19 protein-coding genes are annotated in these 19,402 nt (G+C 63.3%); 6 read left to right on the forward strand and 13 right to left on the reverse strand.

Annotation, left to right across the window (positions count from 1 at the left end):
* Positions 1-173 precede the first annotated feature (173 nt).
* From C2H86_RS04965 to gabP, 3 genes are all read right to left on the reverse strand, one after another.
* Entirely contained in the window at positions 174-1,493 is a 1,320-nt protein-coding gene (locus tag C2H86_RS04965; RefSeq protein ID WP_159411668.1) for an NAD(P)/FAD-dependent oxidoreductase, read from the reverse strand.
* Between the two features lie 60 nt (positions 1,494-1,553).
* On the reverse strand, positions 1,554-2,270 hold the full coding sequence (locus C2H86_RS04970; RefSeq protein ID WP_159411669.1) for a GntR family transcriptional regulator: 717 nt from the start codon (positions 2,268-2,270) through the stop codon (positions 1,554-1,556).
* Positions 2,271-2,583: 313 nt separating this feature from the next.
* Positions 2,584-3,981 carry a GABA permease gene (gabP, locus tag C2H86_RS04975; RefSeq protein ID WP_159411670.1) on the reverse strand — a complete coding sequence of 466 codons (1,398 nt, stop codon included), beginning with the start codon at positions 3,979-3,981 and terminating at the stop codon, positions 2,584-2,586.
* Positions 3,982-4,243: 262 nt separating this feature from the next.
* Here gabP and C2H86_RS04980 point away from each other — a divergent pair, with 262 nt between their 5' ends.
* Positions 4,244-4,585 carry a YgaP-like transmembrane domain gene (locus C2H86_RS04980; protein ID WP_159411671.1) on the forward strand — a complete coding sequence of 114 codons (342 nt, stop codon included), beginning with the start codon at positions 4,244-4,246 and terminating at the stop codon, positions 4,583-4,585.
* Between the two features lie 134 nt (positions 4,586-4,719).
* Here C2H86_RS04980 and C2H86_RS04985 read toward each other — a convergent pair whose 3' ends face one another.
* Together C2H86_RS04985 and C2H86_RS04990 are read right to left on the reverse strand one after the other, a co-directional pair.
* Positions 4,720-5,928 (reverse strand): hypothetical protein, encoded by a 1,209-nt coding sequence (locus C2H86_RS04985; RefSeq protein WP_159411672.1) that lies wholly within the window; start codon positions 5,926-5,928, stop codon positions 4,720-4,722.
* A gap of 40 nt (positions 5,929-5,968) precedes the next feature.
* Positions 5,969-6,418 carry a YcgN family cysteine cluster protein gene (locus tag C2H86_RS04990; protein WP_060510309.1) on the reverse strand — a complete coding sequence of 150 codons (450 nt, stop codon included), beginning with the start codon at positions 6,416-6,418 and terminating at the stop codon, positions 5,969-5,971.
* A 146-nt stretch (positions 6,419-6,564) separates the two neighbouring features.
* Here C2H86_RS04990 and C2H86_RS04995 point away from each other — a divergent pair, with 146 nt between their 5' ends.
* On the forward strand, positions 6,565-7,158 hold the full coding sequence (locus tag C2H86_RS04995; RefSeq protein WP_159411673.1) for a nitroreductase family protein: 594 nt from the start codon (positions 6,565-6,567) through the stop codon (positions 7,156-7,158).
* 129 nt (positions 7,159-7,287) lie between these two features.
* Here the strand turns inward: C2H86_RS04995 and C2H86_RS05000 are convergent, their stop codons facing one another.
* The 5 genes from C2H86_RS05000 to C2H86_RS05020 form a co-directional block, all read right to left on the reverse strand.
* Entirely contained in the window at positions 7,288-8,220 is a 933-nt protein-coding gene (locus C2H86_RS05000) for a D-2-hydroxyacid dehydrogenase (protein WP_159411674.1), read from the reverse strand.
* A gap of 2 nt (positions 8,221-8,222) precedes the next feature.
* Positions 8,223-8,516 (reverse strand): YcgL domain-containing protein, encoded by a 294-nt coding sequence (locus C2H86_RS05005; protein ID WP_103446328.1) that lies wholly within the window; start codon positions 8,514-8,516, stop codon positions 8,223-8,225.
* Positions 8,513-9,646, reverse strand: coding sequence for a ribonuclease D (gene rnd / locus C2H86_RS05010; protein WP_159411675.1), 1,134 nt, complete (start codon positions 9,644-9,646; stop codon positions 8,513-8,515). Before rnd ends, C2H86_RS05005 begins: the two co-directional genes overlap by 4 nt.
* A gap of 89 nt (positions 9,647-9,735) precedes the next feature.
* The gene (locus C2H86_RS05015) at positions 9,736-11,373 is read right to left on the reverse strand and encodes a phosphoethanolamine transferase (protein ID WP_159411676.1); all 1,638 of its coding nucleotides are present in this window, start codon (positions 11,371-11,373) and stop codon (positions 9,736-9,738) included.
* Positions 11,374-11,538: 165 nt separating this feature from the next.
* The gene (locus tag C2H86_RS05020; RefSeq protein ID WP_159411677.1) at positions 11,539-11,904 is read right to left on the reverse strand and encodes a 5-carboxymethyl-2-hydroxymuconate Delta-isomerase; all 366 of its coding nucleotides are present in this window, start codon (positions 11,902-11,904) and stop codon (positions 11,539-11,541) included.
* 117 nt (positions 11,905-12,021) lie between these two features.
* Between C2H86_RS05020 and C2H86_RS05025 the strand changes: the two genes are divergently transcribed.
* Positions 12,022-12,258, forward strand: a complete 237-nt coding sequence (locus tag C2H86_RS05025; protein WP_159411678.1) for a YdcH family protein — start codon at positions 12,022-12,024, stop codon at positions 12,256-12,258.
* Positions 12,259-12,358: 100 nt separating this feature from the next.
* On the opposite strand, the gene C2H86_RS05030 is transcribed toward C2H86_RS05025, so the two are convergent.
* Positions 12,359-13,531: a trans-sulfuration enzyme family protein gene (locus tag C2H86_RS05030; RefSeq protein WP_159411679.1), complete on the reverse strand. Its 1,173-nt coding sequence runs from the start codon at positions 13,529-13,531 to the stop codon at positions 12,359-12,361.
* A gap of 136 nt (positions 13,532-13,667) precedes the next feature.
* Here C2H86_RS05030 and C2H86_RS05035 point away from each other — a divergent pair, with 136 nt between their 5' ends.
* The gene (locus tag C2H86_RS05035) at positions 13,668-14,126 is read left to right on the forward strand and encodes an Lrp/AsnC family transcriptional regulator (protein WP_159411680.1); all 459 of its coding nucleotides are present in this window, start codon (positions 13,668-13,670) and stop codon (positions 14,124-14,126) included.
* Between the two features lie 33 nt (positions 14,127-14,159).
* Here C2H86_RS05035 and C2H86_RS05040 read toward each other — a convergent pair whose 3' ends face one another.
* Entirely contained in the window at positions 14,160-16,490 is a 2,331-nt protein-coding gene (locus C2H86_RS05040) for an FdhF/YdeP family oxidoreductase (RefSeq protein WP_159411681.1), read from the reverse strand.
* A gap of 268 nt (positions 16,491-16,758) precedes the next feature.
* On the opposite strand from C2H86_RS05040, the gene moaA reads away from it, so the two are divergent.
* On the forward strand, positions 16,759-17,763 hold the full coding sequence (gene moaA, locus C2H86_RS05045; protein WP_159411682.1) for a GTP 3',8-cyclase MoaA: 1,005 nt from the start codon (positions 16,759-16,761) through the stop codon (positions 17,761-17,763).
* Positions 17,764-17,783: 20 nt separating this feature from the next.
* The gene (locus tag C2H86_RS05050; protein ID WP_159411683.1) at positions 17,784-18,683 is read left to right on the forward strand and encodes a bestrophin family protein; all 900 of its coding nucleotides are present in this window, start codon (positions 17,784-17,786) and stop codon (positions 18,681-18,683) included.
* A 39-nt stretch (positions 18,684-18,722) separates the two neighbouring features.
* Here the strand turns inward: C2H86_RS05050 and moaB are convergent, their stop codons facing one another.
* Entirely contained in the window at positions 18,723-19,262 is a 540-nt protein-coding gene (gene moaB / locus C2H86_RS05055) for a molybdenum cofactor biosynthesis protein B (protein WP_159411684.1), read from the reverse strand.
* Positions 19,263-19,402 lie beyond the last annotated feature (140 nt).

Below are 19,402 nucleotides of genomic sequence, written 5' to 3' on the forward strand. Positions count from 1 at the left end.
CCTACCACTTCTTGCTTGCACATATTCAAGGCGAGCGCATCCGCGAAACTGAAAACCACATTCAGCCCCGGGTGACCGGACTACGCATCTCGATCATCAAATCGGGCAAAGGGCGCCCGTGCCGGCAAATAACCACCGGCATCAAGTTGCTTCCTGTCTACTTCAAAGAACGGTCAGCTTTCCTTGCCAGCGCGGAACTGCCCCCACATCAGGTTGGCGTTCAAGCCCAGGGAAACCAAGGGCTGCGGCGGGTTCGCACAAGGCCCGGGGGCATTGAGCAGAAACTCGATCATTTCGTTCTTGTCACCCGCAAGCCAGTCGGCCAGCAACTTGCCGGTGACGGTGCCACGGGTAACGCCCAGGCCGTTGCAGCACAATGCGCCCACCACATTCGGCGCCAACTTGCCGAAGAAGCCCATGTGGTTGCGCGACAAGGCCAGTGCACCGCCCCAGGTATATTCGAAGTTCACACCCGGCAACATCGGGAAGCGCCGGGCGAAAGATTCGCGGTGGCGCTCGACGAAGCGTTCCAGGTATTTGCGGTTGCTGCGCCCGTCCGGGTTGTAGCTGAAGCTGTTGCGGATCAGCAGGCGGTTGTCGACGGTACGGCGCATGGTGGTGCCGAACGGGTCGGCCGGGATCACACCCCAGTAGGGCTTGCCGCCCAGGCGCGCCTGTTCGTCCTCGGTCAGCGGGCGGGTGATGCTGCCGTAGGTGAACACCGGCAGCATGCGGCCCTTGAGGAAGCCGAAGCTCATGCCGAAGGCATTGGTGGTGAGCACCAGCTTGTCGGCAGTGATCGAGCCATTGGCGTGGCGCAGCACCACCTTGTCGCCGTACTCGACGTCGGTGATCGGTGTGTGTTCGTAGAGGGAAACGTTGCTTGGCAGGCTGTCGGCCAGGCCTTTGACCAGTGCCGAGGGCTGCAGCAGTGCCGTACCCGGGGTGAACAGGCCCTTGCGGTAGAAGTGGGTGCCGATGTGCTCGGGCAGGTCGCGCCCTTCGATCACTTCGTAGGGCTGGCCGAGCTTGTCGAGGCCACGGCGATAGGCATCCAGCACGGCGATGCCACGGTCTTCGATGGCGGCCTGGTACTTGCCGCAATGGCGGAACTGGCACTCGATGTCGTAGCGCTCGATCAGTTCCTTGAGGTACGACTGGCCACCCAGGTTGAGCTTGAGGATGGTCTTGGCGATGTCGATGTCGCCGATGTAGTCCTCGGCGCCAATGTCGTGTGGTAGGTCGATGGCGAAACCGGCGTTGCGCCCGGAGGTGCCGAAACCGACCTCCTGGGCCTCGATCAGTACGATCTCGTCATCCGGGAAGTTCGTTGCCAGCTGCCGCGCAGCGGCCAGGCCGGTAAAGCCGGCGCCGACCACCACCCAGCGCGCCTGGCTGTGACCACTGTGGGCCGGCCTTGGCGTGCGAGGTTTGCTCAGGTGATACCAGCCACAGGTGGCATCATCGGCAGGTAACGAACTTATTCTTGTCATGTCACTAACCTGGTTCTTGTTTCAACGGGTGGTCAGCGCCGGTGGCGACGACCGGGTAATTCATATCTGAATCGGTACATCCAGCCCTTGTGGTGCGGCGTACTCGGCCATGCGCCGACGCGACAGCTCCATGTGCTCGCGGGCCAGCTGGCCAGCGGCCGGTGCATCACGGCGCTCGATGGCCTCGATGATCTGTTCGTGCTGCTCACAGGCAATCTCGAGGTCCCGCTGCATGTCGTCGGTTGTCGGATGGCGGTAGAAAATCTTGCCCAGGCGGGTATGGTCGATGAGCAGGCGGCGCAGGCTTGGCATCAGGTAATCGTTGTGCGCCATCTTGCCGATTTCCAGGTGGAAGGCGTCGTTGTAGAGCACGCGGTTTTCCACGTCGCGCTCTTCGATGGCCTGGCGGAATTTGGCCTGGATGGCCTTGAGCACTTCGATTTCATCAGCACTGGCGTAGGTGGCGGCCAGCTGGGTGGTGGCAACGTAGATAAGCGGCGCGGCAACGTAGAAGCTGTGCAGCGACTCGTGGTTCATGGCGGCGACGCGAGGCGCGCGGTTGGCTTCCAGCTCGATGTAGCCTTCGGCGGCAATCTGGCGCAGCAGCTCACGGACGGGGGGGCGCGACAGGCCGAACTCGTCGCACAACGCCAGTTCGTCCACCACGGCGCCCGGGGCCAGTTCCATGCTGAGGATCCGGCGGCGCAGCGCTTCGGCAAGGACGGCTTTGCGGTCCTGCGGCACTTCTGCAGCGAGTGGTTGGACGGTGGCTTTCATGGCGGCCTTCTTTGTTGTCATAGAGCTATGTCTACTATTTGTATAACGACTATATGGCACTGTTAGACAATGTGTCTACAGCATTTTCGATGAACGGTGAAATCTCTCAGGCCCCTTGTTTCAAGGGGTTTGAGGGCTTTCCAGAGGTGAGATTAAACACCCTCGAGGCTGCATTGCCAAACCGGACAGGTAATTATCCAGATCAGACAAATGTGCAAAATGTGCTGGCCTCTTCGCGGGTAAACCCGCGAAAGGGCCGGCACAAACAAAAAAGCCATCTGCAGGCAGATGGCTTTCTTCGCTTCACTCCGAATCAGGCAGCAGCCAACGCCTCCCGCCGTTCATGCCGCTTGCTGGTAATCACGCCCAGCAGCAGGATCACCAGCGCCAAGGCCAAGGTCAGCGACACTTCCATGCGGTGTTGCGGCATCACGAACATGGTGCCCAGGGCGAACACGATGAAGCCAATCACCGCATAGGTCAGCCATGGATACAGCCACATCTTGAAGGCGATCTCGACGTTCTGCCGCTGCAGGATGGCGCGCATGCGCAGCTGCGAGAAGGCGATGGCCAGGTAAACCAGCAAGGCGATCGAGCCTGAGCTGGCCAGCAGGAAGGCAAACACCTCGGCTGGCGCGAAGTAGTTGACGATGGTCGCCAGCATGCCGATCAGCGTGCTGCCGATCACCGCCGCACGGGGCACGCCAACCTTGGAGGTGCGCTGGATGAAGCCCGGGGCGTCACCGCGCTTGCTCAGCGAATAGAGCATGCGCGAAGAAATGTAGATCGACGAGTTCAGGCAGCTGGCCACCGCCACCAGTACCACCATGTCCACCAGCAACTTGGCATACGGGATGTGCATGATTTCCAGCGCACGCTGGTAGGAACCCTGTACCGGCAGCAGCGGGTCGTTCCAGGGCACCACCGAGATGATCACGAAGATCGACAGCAGGTAGAACACGCTGATGCGCCAGATCACCGAGCGGGTAGCCTTGGCGATGTTGCGCGCCGGGTCCTTGGATTCCGACGCGGCGATGGTCACCGCTTCGGTACCCAGATAGCTGAACATGGTGGTAAGCAAGGCGCCGATGATCGCCGTCCAGCCGTTGGGCATGAATCCGCCCTGCGCTTCCAGCAGGTGCGGCAGGCCACTGACTTCACGACCCGGCAACACTCCGGCCAACGCTGCGGCGCCCAAGGCGATGAATGCGACGATGGCGATGACCTTGAGCATGGCGAACCAGAACTCGAATTCACCGTACTTGGCCACGCTGAACAGGTTGGTGGCGGTCAGCAGCACGGTCATGCTCAGGGCGAAAAACCAGGCATCGATGTGCGGGAACCAGTTGTTGAGCACCACGCCGGCGGCGATGGCTTCAATGGGGATGACCAGTACCCAGAACCACCAGTACAGCCATCCGATGGTGAACCCGGCCCAGCGCCCGATGGCACGGTCGGCATAGGTGGAGAAGGAGCCTGTGTCGGGGCTGGCGACCGCCATTTCGCCGAGCATGCGCATCACCAGCACCACCAGGGCGCCGGCCAGTGCGTAGGCGATGATGGCTGAAGGCCCTGCGGCGGCGATGGCGTGCCCGGAACCGATGAACAGCCCGGCGCCGATTACCCCGGCGATGGAAAGCATGGTCACGTGGCGTTGCTTGAAGCCTTGCGCCAGCTGATTGCCGGCGCCACTCGCGCTTGTCGTTGTCATCCTGATCCCTGCTGTTGTTCTTTTGTGGAGGGGGACGTGAAGCTCCTGGGTCGAAACCCAGCGTGGATGAGCTTCGCGCGGGGACAAGTTAATCCTGCGTGAGCGCGCGTCAGTTGCCCGTATCCGCCAGGCAGTTGACCAGACCGGACATCAGGACGGACGGAATGCCCGTTGCAGAGCCTTCGCGACCATCTGGCGCAGCGAATGAACGTCAGCAGCAGCTGGCGGGTCAGCTACTTACATTCCACAAGGAGGGTTCGCCATGCTTGATATCCATTCATCCAAGGGAGCGGCGCAACATAATGTCCATGGCCTGGAACGGGTCGGCTCACTCGCTGGCGGTGCGCTGATGTTCACCAAGGGGTTGCGCCACGGTGGGCTGATTGGGCTGTTGCAGATGGTGGTCGGTGGCCTGGCAGTGGCCCGCGGGGTCAGCGGGCATTGCTCGACCAAGGCCTGGTGGCAGAAGCATCGGAAGGAATATCACCGCTTGCGTTCGGATATCGAGCGCAGTGCGGCGGAGCTGGAGGTGCTCAGGGCCAGTGCCGAGGCGGCTACCCGGGGGGTGAGCGTGACCGGCAAGGATCCTTTGACTGGCCGTTGAATCTGCTTTGCCTGTACCGGCCCTTTCGCGGGGCAAGTCGGATCGCCGCACCGCCGCTCCTACAGGGTTACGCGATCCCCTGTAGGAGCGGCGGTGCGGCGATCCGACTTGCCCCGCGAAAGGGCCGGTACAGGCTAGCGCAAGGCTTTGCTTTGCAGCACGTCGGACCGGCGCCCCAGCACGTTCTCGCTGATCTGCACGAACTCTTCGGTGCTCACGCTGGGCAGGCGCATCAGCGCCCGGGTCACATCATCCAGCGAACGCTTGGCCTGGGTATGGATGCGGATTTCCTTGTCCAGCGCCTGCAACACCATCACCCCGCGGGCCACCTGCGCCGGGCTGGCATGCTCGGCACGCAGCTGGGTGACCTTGCCACCCAGCTTCTGCAGGCGTGCCTGCCACACCTCGTAACGGTCGTCGCTGATACCGCCAGCACGGCGCAACAGTTCGGTGGCGTAGTACTCGGTCAGGCCCTGGCCCAGCCAGTCGCTGTTGTCGCGCACACGAATCTGCGCAAATAGCTGCACCAGCTCGCGCAGCAGCGGGCTGCTGCCATTCTCGCTGACCATCGGCCGGCTGCTGTGCAGGTAGATCGAACCGTCGGCAGCCATCGCCCCGCGCCACATGCCATCACGGGCCCCCACCAGCAGCAGCTTGGCCGGGTTGCGCGGGAACACCGCCTGCAATTGCGGCCAGACGAAGGTCAGCAAGGTCAGGCTGTCCATCCGCCGCATGCCCTGCCCCACTGGCGCGGCCACGGTAACGTCGGTCTCACCAAGGCGGGCGCGGCGGCTGCCAAGGTCGCCCGCGAGCATCCAGCCAGTCGGGCGGTCGAACAGGCGGGACACGTTGTCGATGCGGAACTTGTCTTTGCCGATGCGTGGCCAGGACGTTTCGATGCTCTTCCAGCCTTCAGGCAAATCGACCGTCAGGCGTGCCACCAGCTCGGTGCCGTCCTGCTGGTCGAGGCGCGCAGGCGGCACCAGCTGATCGCCCAGGAACAGCGCCCAATGCGGAGTAATGCGTGAGGAGTAGGCGCCGCTGCGCAGTTTCTGATCAAGCTTCACCCGGTAGCTGAGGCTGGTCTTGCCCGTCGCCGGGTGCCACACGCCGCGCTCGCCCTGTTGCTGCCACTGGCCATCGGCCTGGAAGCCACTATAGGTGTCGGCCTTGCCCAGGTCGAAGTCCAGGCTGCGCACGGCACTGCCTTCGGCCAGGGTCAGGCGCACTTCGGCCTGGCCATTGGCAGGCAGCAGGCGCACTTGGTAATCGAGGTCGACTTTTTTCGCCCAGGCGGGCGAACAGGCCACAAGCCCGAGGAGCAACAACCACTGGCAACGCATACCGAAACTCCTTGTTCCTCAGAGGCGACGGGTGCGCCGTTCAGCTGGCGCGGAAAATCAGGTGGTCTTCCCAGTCGTCTTCGTCCACATCATGCTCACTGAGCATACGCCCCGATTGCGATATGCGCTGTTCATGCACCTGCTTGCGGTCACCGCACACCAGGTGATGCCACTCGGGCAGGTCCTTGCCCTCGCTGACCAGGCGGTAACCACAGGTGCTCGGCAGCCATTTGAACTGGTCGGCCTTGCCCGGGGTGAGCTGGATGCAATCCGGCACATGGGCGAAGCGGTTGGGGTAGTCGCTGCACTGGCAGGTATCGAGGTCGAGCAGCTTGCAGGCGATGCGCGTGTAATAGACGCTGTTGTCGTCTTCATCCTCGAGCTTTTGCAGGCAGCACAGGCCGCAGCCGTCGCACAGCGACTCCCACTCTTGCGGGCTGAGTTGTTCGAGGGTCTTGCGCCGCCAGAACGGCGCGCTGTCAGCGATCATCACACGGGTTTCCTGCAGTCATCTTCCTGGCCGCGGTGCGCGGCGGCGCCAGTCTAGAGCCTGGCCTTCGGCAACGCCAGACCGCTTGTCAGTGCCAGGCGGACGCAGTAGCGTGCGTGCTTTGCCATCCACTTGCAGGAGCAGCCATGAGCGCCACCCCCCGCATTGCCGATTACGCCATCAACGAGCAGTTCATCAACCGCTGGTCGCCACGCGCCTTCACCGCCGAACCGATCAGCGAAGAAACCCTGCTGAGCTTCCTCGAAGCAGCACGCTGGGCGCCATCGGCGTACAACTCACAGCCATGGCGCTTCCTGTATGCGCGCCGCGACACGCCGAGCTGGGAGCGTTACCTGAACCTGCTGGTGCCGTTCAACCGCAGCTGGGCGCAACAGGCCTCGGCGCTGGTACTGATCATTTCCAAGACCACCTTCGCAGCCCCTGGCGCCAGCGAAGAAAAGCCGGCGCTGTGGCACACGTTCGACACCGGTTCCGCCTGGGGCCACCTGGCGCTGCAGGCCAGCATCAGCGGCTGGCACACCCACGGCATGGCGGGATTCGACCAGGCACTGGCGCGCCAGGAGTTGAAGATTCCCGAAGGCTACGAGCTGCATGCCATGGTGGCGATCGGCAAGCTGGGCGACAAGGCCAGCCTGGACGAGGCGCTGCAGGCGCGTGAAGTGCCGAGCCCGCGTCGGCCACTGAGCGAGCTGGCGGCTGAGGGTGATTTCAGCCTGTAAACCTTGTGTTGCCTGTACAGGCCTCTTCGCGGGGCAAGCCCGCTACAGGTACTGCGCTGCCCTCCGGCTGTGCGCTATCCCTGTAGGAGCGGGCTTGTCCCGCGAAGAGGCCGGCACAGGTTAAAGAGATCAGTAACCCCGGGCGAAATCGACTTCGCCGCGCAACCCCTGCCCCTCTGCATACGCCCGCACATTCTCGGCAAACAACCGCACCATCGCCGCCGGCGAGGTGGGCGCCGAGCTGTGCCCAGTCAGCAACAAGCCCCAGGCGGTCCAGAATGGATGCCGTTGCGGCAGCGGCTCCTGGCGGCACACGTCGATCACCGCCCCGGCCAGGTGCCCCTCCTTCAACGCTTCGACCAGGTCGGCATCGACCACCGCCGCGCCGCGCCCGGCGTTGATGAACAGCGCCGTGGGCTGGAAGCACTGGAACAACGCTGCGTCATACAGGTCGTGGGTGGCCGGCGTGTCCGGCAGCAGGTTGAGCACGTAATCCACCTGCCCGACCATGCGCGGCAAATCCGCCAGCCCCGCGACCTCGACGAACGGCGCCTGCTCGCGGGCGCTGCTGGCGATGCCATAAAGGCTCACGCCAAACGGCACGAGGAACTCCGCCACCCGCTGACCGATATCGCCAGTACCGACGATCAGCACCTTGCGCCCTTCCAGGGTGCGCCCCGGGCGGTCATCCCAGCGTCGCTCGACCTGGCTGACCAGGCGCGACAGCACTTCGCGCTCGTGGCCAAGCATGTAGGTCAGCATGTACTCGGCCATCACCTGGCCGAAGATACCCACGGCGCGAGTCAGGCGGTAATCACGTGGCAGCCCCTCGGCCAGCAACGGCGTGATGCCCGCCCAGGTCGATTGCATCCACTGCGGCTTGTGCCCTTGGCGCAGCAGGCTCGCCAGCAAATCCGGCTGGCCCAGCCAGACCGGGCACTGCGGTGCCTGGCGGGCCAGTTCGGCGGAGTCGCTGCTGGTCAGGATTTCCAGCTGCGGCGCTGCCTCGCGCAATAGCTCGGCGTATCGAGCATGATCATGCTCAGCGATCAGTACACGCATGATCAAACCGGGTCGTTACGGCGCAGCAGCTCTTCGGGCAAGTGCTCGATGTACTCGTCCTCGGCCGGTGGCATCTGCAAGTGATAACCCTGGGTCTCGAGGTTTTCCAGCACCTTGGCGATGTCTTCGCGGGCCAGTTGGCGCTCCGGGGTCAACACCAGGTCGAAGGCATGCACCGGCTTGCCAAAGAAGGGCAGCAGCGCCTCTGGCACCCGCTCCAGGCCTTCGGCCTTGAGCACGTAGAGGTACATTTCGTTCTTGCGGGGGCTCTTGTAGATCGAGCAGATACGTTTCATTGCTTGTCTCCGGCGCCTGCGAGGTCGTCGAGCAGGGCCTGGCCCATCCGCTCACGGCGCCAGCCGCGCAGCGAATCGGGCAGTTGGTAGGGGCCGTTGGGGTAGCCGCTCTTGAGCAGGGCTTCCAGGGCCTTCTTGCGCAGCATCAGCTCCGGCGCGATCCCAAGCCGCTCGCCTTCGGCCTGGCCGATGGCGCGCAGGCGCTTGAGGATACCGGCGGCTTCGATCGGCAGCGGCTCAGGCAGCGGCTCAGGCCACTGTTCGGGCGGCAGGCTGGCGGCGCGCTTGATCAGCTGGAGCAGGAAGGCGCCGTCCTGACGGATGGTGCGCGGGTGCATTTCTTCGATCTTGGCCAAGGCCGACAGGTTGTCCGGTTGGCTCTTGGCCATGGGCCACAGCGAGTGTTCCTTGAGGATGCGGTTGCGTGGCACGTCGCGGCTGCGTGCTTCGCGCTCGCGCCAGGCACACAGCTCGCGCAGCACTGCCAGTTGCTGGCGGCCCAGCTTCCAGGCGAGCTTGACGTCGCGATAGAGGATTTCGGGTTCGACCTCACGGCGCAGGGCGGCCACCAGCTCGGCGCCGTCGTCCAGCACCCAGGCGTACTTGTCGTCAGACAGGCGCGGCTGCAGAGCAGCGAACAGTTCGGCCAGGTGCACGGCATCTTCGGCGGCGTAGCTTACCTGGGTGTCCGACAGCGGGCGCTGCAGCCAGTCAGAGCGGGTTTCGCCCTTGGGCAGCTCGATGCCCAGCACTTCCTGCACCAGGCGCGAATAGCCCATGGAGAAGCCCAGGTTCAGGTAACCGGCCGCCAACTGGGTGTCGAACAACGGTTGCGGCAGCTTGCCGGTCAGGCGCAGCAGCACTTCGAGGTCTTCGCTGCAGGCGTGCAGCACCTTGACCACGCTGCTGTCGTCGAGCAGTTCGCCCAGCGGCTGCCAGTCGCCGATCAGCAGCGGGTCGATGAGGAAAGCCCGTTGCCCGTCACCGACCTGTACCAGGCCGGCTTTCGGGTAGAAGGTGTCGACCCGCATGAATTCGGTGTCGAGCGCCACGAAGGGCAGTTCGCGCCACTTGCGGCAGTGTTCGGCCAGGGTCTGGTCGTCACGGATCCAGTGAATTTCGATGGCCACAAGGCTCTCCCACAAACATTGGCGCGCAGTATATACGGCGCGGGCCCTGCTGGTGAAACCTGCGCCATCCCTGGATTAGATGAACGGCCTCAGCGCTGGGCGGCCAACCACGGCCGGCAGCTGGCAAACATGTCCAGCGACTGCTGGTAGACCTCGGTGTGCACCTGCAGCAGGCCCAGCATCGAGTGGAACAGGTTGTCCTGCGACAGCGGTGCATCGCTGAGCTTGGCCAGGCAGTCGGTGTCGATGCCGAAGTCTTCCTTGTAGCTGTCGGAGAACCAGGTCAGCAACGGCACATGCTTCTGTTGTTCCGGGGCAATGGCATACGGGGTGCCGTGCAGGAACAAGTTGTACTCGCCCAGCGACTCGCCATGGTCGGACAGGTAGATCATCGCCGTGTCGACCTTGTCCTGCTTGCTGCGCAGAGTGTCGATCAACGACGACAGCACCTTGTCAGTGTAGGCCAGGGTATTGTCGTAGCCGTTGATGATTTCCTGCTCGCTGCACTGGTTCAGCGCGTTGCTCTGGCACACCGGGGTGAAGCGCTCGCCACCTTGGGGGTAGCGCTTGAAGTACTCGGGGCCGTGGCTGCCCATCTGGTGCAGCACCAGCACGGTGTCCTTGTCGAGGTTGTCGATCAGCTCGCCCAGGCCCTGCAACAGGATTGCGTCATGGCATTCGCCGCTTGCGCACAGCTGCGGGTCCTTGAGGTTGCTGACGTCGATGAACTGCACGCGGTCGCAGGTGCCTTTGCAGCCCGACTGGTTGTCGCGCCACTGCACGGCCAGGCCGGCACGCTGGAGGATGTCGAGCAGCCCTTCGCGGTTCTTCGCCACACGGGCGTCATATTCCTTGCGCTTCATGCCGGAGAACATGCAGGGCACCGAGACGGCGGTTTCAGTACCACAGGAATGCACATCGGAGAAACTGAGCAGGCCCTGTTCCTTGGCCAGGTTCGGGGTGGTATCGCGCTCATAGCCCAGCACGCCGAAGTGATCGGCCCGCGCACTTTCACCGACCACCAGCACGGTCAGCGATTTGCGCTCGTGTTTCTGCCAGGCGGCATCGCGCTTGGCATCTTCGCCATAATGCTGGAACGGACGCGCGGCGGTACCGACGCGCTCGTTGACATAGCCGATGGTCGCACCGACGACATTGCTCGGGGTGAGCATCAGGCGCAGTTCGTGGTGGTTGCGAAACAGCGACGACAGCCCCTGATAGTTGACCAGTGCCACCGAGCCCAGGGCCACGACGCAGGAACCGCCCACCACCAGTTTGCCCAGCAGTTCGCGGTGCCACGGGCGGTAGGCGATCGGTGCCTTCCACAGCACTACCGACGGCAATACGCCGAGCAGCAGAATATAGGCGGCGAACTTGAACGACATCAGGTCGCGCACTTCCGAAACATTGGTCTCGGCCATGTTTCGGAACATGCCGGCATCAATAAGCACGCCGTACTGGTTCATGAAGTAAGCGGCACTTGCACCGCTCACGAACAGCACGATCAATAGCGGCTTCAACACATAACGGAAGGCGAACAGCGTCAATACCAGATTGAACGCGAACAACATCAGCACGGCGAACGCCAGGCTCAGCCAAAGCCCCGACAAACCGGCGGGCACCACCTCCTGCAGGTGCTCCCAGAGGAACATGTTGAGACCCACCAGCAGGTAAACGCTGGCCAACAGCGTGACCCATTCAGTCCGCAGGGATTTGAAGTTGAGCATCGGCATTCGCAATCAAGAGTGGTTATCAACTCCCCGGTCAGATGGCACCGTGGGAAAGTTGGCGGAACTCTAGAAAGCGCACCATCAATTTTTTGTGAAAAAGACGGTAACAAATTCGTAAGCCGGGGCTTTTTTTACATTAAAACAACTTCATTCAGCATCCGTTCAGCCGGGCAGACGCAGCTTGGCATAGGGAACGCGGTCGATGTCGAGCACTTCGACGCACAGCTGGATGTCCAAGCCGGCCTGGGCCGGGATGGCTTCGCGCAACACCTCGAGCAAGCCGTTCGACAACTGCTGCTTCACCTCGGGCGAACGCCCGCTGAGGATGGCCAGGCGCACATGGGCGAAGGCCCGCTTACCCGGCGCGGTACCCACCCGATACTGTTTGAAGGCCTCGGCCCGGCTCTTGATGTCCGCCTCGTCGGCAAACTGGCCGCTGCCGACCAGGGCGTGGTTAAGGCGCAGCAACAGCACATCGACGTTGAGCTCGCGCAGGTTGTCGCTGTATTCCAGGTTCAGGTGAGGCATGGCGCAGGTTCCAGGCACGGGAAAGGATGCGACAGCCTACCCCAGTCCCCCACCTGCGCAAAGGCGGCTATCCTCAAAGGTCAGGACCTTACCGACAACCCTGACAGAGGTGAAGAAATGCCAGTTCCGCATGATCTGCTCGCTGACCTGCACGTTACCGCTGAAGCATTCCAGGCGCTCATAGACAAGGACCAGGACCTTCACAAGCTGCACAAGGAATACAACACCAAGGACAAGGAAGTGCTGGCCGCCGAGGCCAATGGCACCAACGACGAGGCGGTCAACCGCCTGCGCAAGGAAAGGCTGCTGCTCAAGGACAAGATCGAACGGATCATTCATCCGCCGAAGTCCTGACAACCCTTTTTTGAATTCACCGGCCTCATCACGAGCTGCGCTCGCTCCTACAGGATTACCCCGTAGGAGCGAGCGCAGCTCGCGATAGGGCCAGCAGCCCTTACACCGCAGCCGAAGCCTTCAACGCCCCATCCAGGTCGTCGATCAGGTCGCGGTAATCCTCGATCCCTACCGACAACCGCAGCAGGTTCTCGCTGATCCCCATCTCGCCCTTCTGCGCCGGGCTCAACGAGTTGTGCGACATGCTCCAGGAGTGGTTGATCATGCTCTCCACCCCGCCCAGCGAGTCGGCCAGCACGAAGATCTGCAGGGCCTCGACCAGCCGGTTGAGCGCCGCCCGGTCAGCGCCCTTGACCTTCATCGCCACCACCGCTCCGCCAGCGCGCATCTGACGCTTGCACAGCTCGTGCTGCGGGTGGCTTTCCAGCCCTGGGTAGAACACCTGCTCGACCTGCGGGTGGCCTTCGAGGAAGCGCGCTACCTGCAGCGCATTGGCGCACTGGCGCTCCATGCGCACATCCAGGGTCTTCAGCCCGCGCAGGGCCAGGTAACAGTCGAACGGCCCCTGGATCGCGCCTACCGCCATGCTGATCTTGCGCAACCGCGCCAGCAGTTGGTCATTGGCAGCAACCACCACACCACCGGTGAGGTCGGAATGGCCGCCGATGTACTTGCTCGCCGAGTGCATCACCAGGTCCACGCCGAGGGTGATTGGGCGCTGGTTCCACGGCGAGCAGAAGGTGTTGTCGATGCAGGTGAGAATGCCGCGGGCACGGGCCAGGTCGCACACCGCCTTGATGTCCACCAGGTGCAGCAACGGGTTGGTCGGCGACTCGATCCAGATCAGCTGGGTCTCTGGCTTGATCGCTGCCGCCACCGCCTCGACGTCATTGAGGTCGACATAGGTGGTGGTCAGGCCCGAAGTACGCCCGCGGTAGTCTTCGAGGATGCGGAAAGTGCCGCCGTAGACGCCGTTCATCACCACCACGTGGGCGTCTTTGGGCAGCAGCTCCAGCACCGTGGCGGTAGCATTCACACCCGATGCACAGGCCACCGCACCCACGCCCTCCTCCAGCGCGGCAACGCAGCTTTCATAAGCATGCCGGGTCGGGTTGCCGACACGGCTGTAAGCGTATTCGGGGTTATCGTCGAGGCTGCGCTTGATGTAGGAACTGGCGGTATAGATGGGCGGGAAGATGGCGTTGTCGGCAACGCTGGACTGCTCGCCGGCGTGAATGGTACGGGTGGCGAAATTACGCGGCTTGTCGGACATGGTTCAGGCCCATTGGCAGGATTCAAGCCTGCAACTATGGCAACAACCTGGCGCGGCGGCAAATCAGACTCGACGCGGGAAATTTTCCTAGGCCTGAGGTAATCTGGGGAAAATTTTTCTCGTGGATCCCGGTGCCATGGACAGTTTCGACCAACACATCCTCACCCTGTTGCAGCGCGACGCCTCGATCTCGCTCAAGGACCTGGCCGAAGCGGTCAACCTGTCGACCACGCCCTGCTGGAAGCGGGTCAAGCGCCTGGAGGAAGACGGATATATCCTCGGCCGTGTCGCCTTGCTCGACCCCGAGCGCCTGGGGCTGGGGCTGACCGTGTTCGTCCAGCTCAAGACCCAGCGCCACGACAGCGCCTGGCTGGAGCAGTTCGCGACGACGGTGAAGGGGTTCGAGGAGGTGATGGAGTTCTACCGCATGTCCGGGGACTGGGACTACATGCTGCGAGTAGTGGTGGGCGACATCGCGGCGTATGACCGCTTCTACAAGAAGCTGATCACCAGCACCGACGGGCTGTCGAACATCACCTCCAGTTTTGCCATGGAGCAGATGAAATACACCACGGCCTTGCCGGTGCATCGATAGCAGGGGCCGCAAAGCAGCCCCTGCAGTCTCCACTCAATCCAAAGCCAGCACCGCCTCGATCCGGTTCCCGGTTTTGGCCTTCTCCAGCTTGACCGCAATGAACTTGGACGTCGGCGTGTAGGTCCCCTCGCCATAACTCTCCAGCGGCACCAGCGGGTTGGTCTCGGGGTAATACGCCGCTGCCTGGCCATCCGGAATGTCATAGGGCACCAGGCGGAAACCCGACACCCGCCGCTCGACGCCATCCTCCCACAGTGACACCAGGTCCACCTGCTCGCCCGGCTCGAAGCCCAGGCGGCGGATGTCCGCTTCGCTGACGAACACCACCTCGCGCAGGCCGAACACCCCGCGATAACGGTCATCGAGCCCGTACAGCGTGGTGTTGTACTGGTCGTGCGAACGCATGGTCTGCAGGATCAGGTCCGGCTTGTCACCCCGCGCCAGCACCTTGGCATTGACCAGTTCCTCCGGCAGCGCATGGGGCATGAAGCGAGCCTTGCCGGTGGCCGTGCGGAAGTTTCGATCCGCCGCGTTATTACCCAGATGGAAACCACCCGGGTGCTGCAGGCGCTCGTTGAAGTTGGCGAAGCCCGGGATAACGTCGGCGATCATGCTGCGAATGCGGTTGTAGTCGGCGACCGCGTACTCCCAGTCGATCGGCTGGTTGCCCAAGGTGGCCTTGGCCATGCCGGCGATGATCCACGGCTCCGAACGCATGTGCGGCGAACGCGGGCGCAGCTGGCCGTTGGAGATATGCACCATGCTGAAGGTGTCTTCCACCGTCACGCCTTGCGGCCCCTCGGCCTGCATGTCGATCTCGGTACGGCCCAGGCACGGCAGGATCAGGGCATCGCGCCCGGTGACCAGGTGCGAGCGGTTGAGCTTGGTGGAGATCTGCACCGTCAGCGCGCAGTTGCGCAGCGCTGCGTGGGTGCGCGGGGTATCCGGCGTGGCTTGGGCGAAGTTGCCGCCCAGGGCGACGAACACCTTGGCTTTCCCCTCTTCCATGGCCTTGATCGCCAGCACCGCGTTGTGCCCGTGGGCACGCGGCACGCGGAACTTGAAGCGTTTTTCGATGGCATCAAGCAGGGCCGCCCTGGGCTTCTCGTCGATGCCCATGGTGCGGTCGCCCTGCACGTTGCTGTGGCCGCGCACCGGCGACAGGCCAGCACCGGGTTTGCCGACGTTGCCGCGCAGCAGCTGCAGGTTGACGATTTCCTGCACGGTCGGCACCGAATGGCGATGCTGGGTAACGCCCATGGCCCAGCACATGATGACCCGCTCGGCCTTGCGGTACATACGCGCGGCCAGTTCGATCTCGGCCAGGGTCAGGCCCGACTGCTTGACGATGTGCTCCCACGAGGTGGCATCAACCGCCGCCAGGTAGTCGTCGAGGCCGCTGGTGTGCTCGGCGATGAAGGCATGGTCGAACACCGCCGGCTCGCCCTTGGCCTGGGCTTCGCGTTCCCACTGCAAGAGGAACTTGGCGATACCGCGCATGGCTGCCATGTCGCCGCCCAGGGCCGGGCGGAAGTAGGCACTGGTGGTCGGCTCGGAGCCGTTGCTGAGCATTTCGAACGGGTGCTGCGGGTGCTGGAAGCGTTCCAGGCCACGCTCCTTGAGCGGGTTGAAGCACACCACCTGGGCACCGCGCTTGACCGCCTCGCGCAGCGGTTCGAGCATGCGCGGATGGTTGGTGCCGGGGTTCTGGCCGATGACGAAGATCGCGTCGGCCAGTTCCAGGTCATGGAACACCACGGTGCCTTTGCCCACCCCGAGGGTTTCCGACATGCCGGCGCCGCTGGCCTCATGGCACATGTTCGAGCAGTCGGGGAAGTTGTTGGTGCCGTAGGCGCGGACGAACAGCTGGTAAAGGAACGCCGCCTCGTTGCTGGCCCGGCCCGAGGTATAGAACTCGGCCTGGTCGGCCGAGTCGAGCGCGTGCAGGTGCTGGGCGATCAGCTCGAAGGCTTCTTGCCAGCTGGTTTCGACGTAGTGGTCGGTGGCCGCGTCGTAACGCATCGGGTGGGTCAGGCGGCCTTGGTATTCGAGCCAGTAGTCGGTCTGGTCGAGCAACGTGCTGACGCTGTACTTGGCAAAGAATGCCGGGTCCACCGAGCGGCCGGTGGCTTCCCAGTTCACCGCCTTGGCACCGTTTTCGCAGAACTTGACCATATCGCCTTCCGGCGACTCGCCCCAGGCGCAGCCCGGGCAGTCGAAGCCACCGTTCTGGTTGGTCTTGAGCATGGCCCGCAGGTTCTTGAAGGCGTTGTCGCTGCCCAGCCAGCTTTTGGTCACGCTTTTCAGCGCACCCCAGCCGGCGGCGGGGCCCTTGTAGTCCCTGATGTGTTGGTCCTGGCTCATGCAGTCAATCCTCACGCGGCATGGAAATGTTCACCGGATCGATCTGCCCGGTGTTTTTTCCAGCCTATGGAGCCCGGCCCAGAGCCGTCCAATCGAAATACCTTACGGCACGATAAGCGCTTTCGATCATGCCCTGCAGCCCTTGCCACGCATGGCCTGCAGCCGTGATAGAGGGCATTGATCAAGCAGTCAGGGAAAGCGATTTGACGCGACTGGCCACAGGCTATAGCTTGGATCCTGTAGCCCCCATTTCCTTTCGAGCGCCAACGTGGAACAGAACAGCCGGGCCCTGATCGACGGCTTCAACCGGAAAATCGACTACCTGCGGATGTCGGTCACAGACCGCTGCGACTTCCGTTGCGTGTACTGCATGGCCGAAGACATGCAATTTCTGCCGCGCCAGCAGATCCTCAGCCTCGAAGAACTGTTCCAGGTGGCCGAGCGCTTCGTCGCCCTTGGCACCCGCAAAATCCGCCTGACCGGTGGCGAGCCGCTGGTGCGCCAGGGCATCGTCGACCTGTGCGGGCGCATTGCCGCCCTGCCCGGCCTGCGTGAACTGTGCATGACCAGCAATGGCTCGCAGCTCGGGCGCCTGGCCCGGCCGTTGTTCGACGCCGGCGTCACGCGCCTGAACATCAGCCTCGACAGCCTCGACGCCGAGCGTTTCAAGCAACTCACCCGCACTGGCGACCTCAACCAGGTGATCGCCGGCATCGACGCCGCGCGCCAGGCCGGCTTCCAGCGCACCAAGCTCAACTGCGTGGTGCTCAAGGGCCGCAACGACCACGAGCTGGTCGACCTGGTGCGCTTCGCCATCGACCGCGAGCTGGACATCACCTTCATCGAAGAGATGCCACTGGGGGTGATCAACGAACATGAACGCGGCGAGTCGTTCTGCTCCAGCGATGAAGTGCGCGATCGCCTGGCCGAGCACTTCACCCTGATCGAATCCACCGAATCGTCCCAGGGCCCGGCACGCTACTGGCGCCTGGCCGAAGCCGCCAACACCCGGGTCGGCTTCATCTCGCCGCACAGCCACAACTTCTGCGCCACCTGCAACCGCGTGCGCCTGACGGTCGAAGGCCGCCTGCTGCTGTGCCTGGGCAACGAACACTCGATGGACCTCAAGCAGGTGCTGCGTGCCCACCCCGGCGATGCAGCACGGCTGGACAAGGCCATCCGCGACTCGCTGCACCTCAAGCCCTACCGCCATCACTTCGAGGTCGGTGGCGAGGTGCAGATCCTGCGTTTCATGAACATGACCGGCGGCTGATCGGCCGCCTCTGGATTTCCATGATCGTCCACCCCCGCCCCGATGTACTGCGCGTGCTCTTCACCCTCAAGGGCTCGATCGTCAAGCGCATTGCCCTGCGCTGCCTGATGGTGACCTTGCTGGCCGCGCTGATCGTTCTGGTCGAGCGGCACTTCCCGGCTTTCTTCTACCCGGTCAGCGCTACGCCGTTCACCTTGCTTGGCCTGTCGCTGTCGATCTTCATGAGCTTTCGCAACACCGCCTGCTATGACCGTTGGTGGGAGGGGCGCAAGGCCTGGGGCAAGCTGATCATCGAAACCCGCTCGTTCATACGCGAGAGCGTGGTGATCGCCGACGAAAAACTGCGCGCCGAGCTGCTGCGCAGCCTGTGCGGGTTTGCCCATGGGCTTAATGCGCGGTTGCGCAACGAAAACGAAGTGAACGCCACGCGCCCGTGGCTGAACGCAGCGGCCCCGGTGGCTGAGTACAACGTGTGCGATGGCATCCTGCGCGACATTGGCAGCCACTGCTCGCGGCTGGCAGAGCAAGGGCAGATCAGCGAATGGCGCTATACCCTGCTGGAACAACGCCTGGCCGGGCTGACCGAGGTCCAGGCCACCTGCGAGCGGATCAAGGGTTCGCCGCTGCCGTTCCCCTATACCCTGCTGCTGCACCGCACCATCTACATCTTCTGCCTGCTGCTGCCGTTTGCCCTGGCCGAGCCGCTGGGCTGGCTGGCGCCGCTGTTCACCACCATTGTCGGCTACACCTTCTTCGGCCTGGACGCGATTGGCAACGAACTGGAGGACCCGTTCGGGCGGGATGAGAACGACCTGCCGATGGATGCCATGGTGAGGACCGTGGAGCGGGATGTGCTGGGGGCTTTGGGCGTGGAACCGCTGCCACCGGTGTTGCTGCCGGTGGACTATGTGCTGAGCTGATTATTTGCGTCTTCTGTCACGCGAAGAGGCCGGTATGGGCTAACCGCGGCTTTCGCAGGCTTCGATAGGCTTCAGATGCTTCACAAAATTACAGGGCCGATGCCGCGCATCCAGCTGCTCCACCAATATGCCCTCCCAGGCCGTCCGGCAAGCACCGGTCGAACCGGGCAGGCAGCACACCAGGGTGCCATTGGAAATCCCTGCCAGCGCCCTGCTTTGCACCGTCGAGCTGCCGATATCGAGAATGGACAAGGCGCGGAACAGTTCGCCAAAGCCATCGACGCTCCGATCCAACAGGCACTGCACCGCCTCCGGCGTGCTGTCACGCCCGGTGAAGCCGGTGCCGCCGGTGATCAGCACCACCTGCACGTCGTCATCGGCGATCCAGGTCGCCACCTGGGCGCGGATCTTGTACAGGTCGTCCTTGAGCAGCGCCCGCGCCACCAGGCGATGGCCGACCTCTACCGAGCGGCTGGCCAGCAGCTCGCCTGAGGTGTCGTTGTCGTAGGAACGGGTGTCGCTGACGGTCAGCACGGCGATGTTCAGCGGTATGAAGACCGCATCGGGTTGGACGCGCACGGTGAAGCTCCTTGAATGGCATTGTCGTCACGCTAGAGGCAAGCCTGACAAGCGTCCAATCGAAATGGCGAACCGGCCGATCAATGACATCTATCGCAGACGTGGGTTAAGGTCTGCACAACCAGACGCCAGGCACTTCC

Source organism: Pseudomonas putida, assembly GCF_009883635.2.
GTDB lineage: Bacteria > Pseudomonadota > Gammaproteobacteria > Pseudomonadales > Pseudomonadaceae > Aquipseudomonas > Aquipseudomonas putida_W.

Excerpts from the sequence above, each read along its gene's own strand:
- C2H86_RS05015 (WP_159411676.1), bottom strand. The coding sequence starts at position 11,373 with ATGCTCAACTTCAAATCCCTGCGGACTGAATGGGTCACGCTGTTGGCC.
- C2H86_RS04990 (WP_060510309.1), bottom strand. The coding sequence starts at position 6,418 with ATGATCGCTGACAGCGCGCCGTTCTGGCGGCGCAAGACCCTCGAACAA.
- C2H86_RS05025 (WP_159411678.1), top strand. The coding sequence starts at position 12,022 with ATGCCAGTTCCGCATGATCTGCTCGCTGACCTGCACGTTACCGCTGAA.
- C2H86_RS04985 (WP_159411672.1), bottom strand. The coding sequence starts at position 5,928 with ATGCGTTGCCAGTGGTTGTTGCTCCTCGGGCTTGTGGCCTGTTCGCCC.
- C2H86_RS05020 (WP_159411677.1), bottom strand. The coding sequence starts at position 11,904 with ATGCCTCACCTGAACCTGGAATACAGCGACAACCTGCGCGAGCTCAAC.
- C2H86_RS04995 (WP_159411673.1), top strand. The coding sequence starts at position 6,565 with ATGAGCGCCACCCCCCGCATTGCCGATTACGCCATCAACGAGCAGTTC.
- C2H86_RS05000 (WP_159411674.1), bottom strand. The coding sequence starts at position 8,220 with ATGCGTGTACTGATCGCTGAGCATGATCATGCTCGATACGCCGAGCTA.
- C2H86_RS05050 (WP_159411683.1), top strand. The coding sequence starts at position 17,784 with ATGATCGTCCACCCCCGCCCCGATGTACTGCGCGTGCTCTTCACCCTC.
- C2H86_RS04970 (WP_159411669.1), bottom strand. The coding sequence starts at position 2,270 with ATGAAAGCCACCGTCCAACCACTCGCTGCAGAAGTGCCGCAGGACCGC.
- gabP (WP_159411670.1), bottom strand. The coding sequence starts at position 3,981 with ATGACAACGACAAGCGCGAGTGGCGCCGGCAATCAGCTGGCGCAAGGC.
- C2H86_RS04965 (WP_159411668.1), bottom strand. The coding sequence starts at position 1,493 with ATGACAAGAATAAGTTCGTTACCTGCCGATGATGCCACCTGTGGCTGG.
- C2H86_RS05005 (WP_103446328.1), bottom strand. The coding sequence starts at position 8,516 with ATGAAACGTATCTGCTCGATCTACAAGAGCCCCCGCAAGAACGAAATG.
- C2H86_RS04980 (WP_159411671.1), top strand. The coding sequence starts at position 4,244 with ATGCTTGATATCCATTCATCCAAGGGAGCGGCGCAACATAATGTCCAT.
- C2H86_RS05040 (WP_159411681.1), bottom strand. The coding sequence starts at position 16,490 with ATGAGCCAGGACCAACACATCAGGGACTACAAGGGCCCCGCCGCCGGC.
- C2H86_RS05030 (WP_159411679.1), bottom strand. The coding sequence starts at position 13,531 with ATGTCCGACAAGCCGCGTAATTTCGCCACCCGTACCATTCACGCCGGC.
- C2H86_RS05035 (WP_159411680.1), top strand. The coding sequence starts at position 13,668 with ATGGACAGTTTCGACCAACACATCCTCACCCTGTTGCAGCGCGACGCC.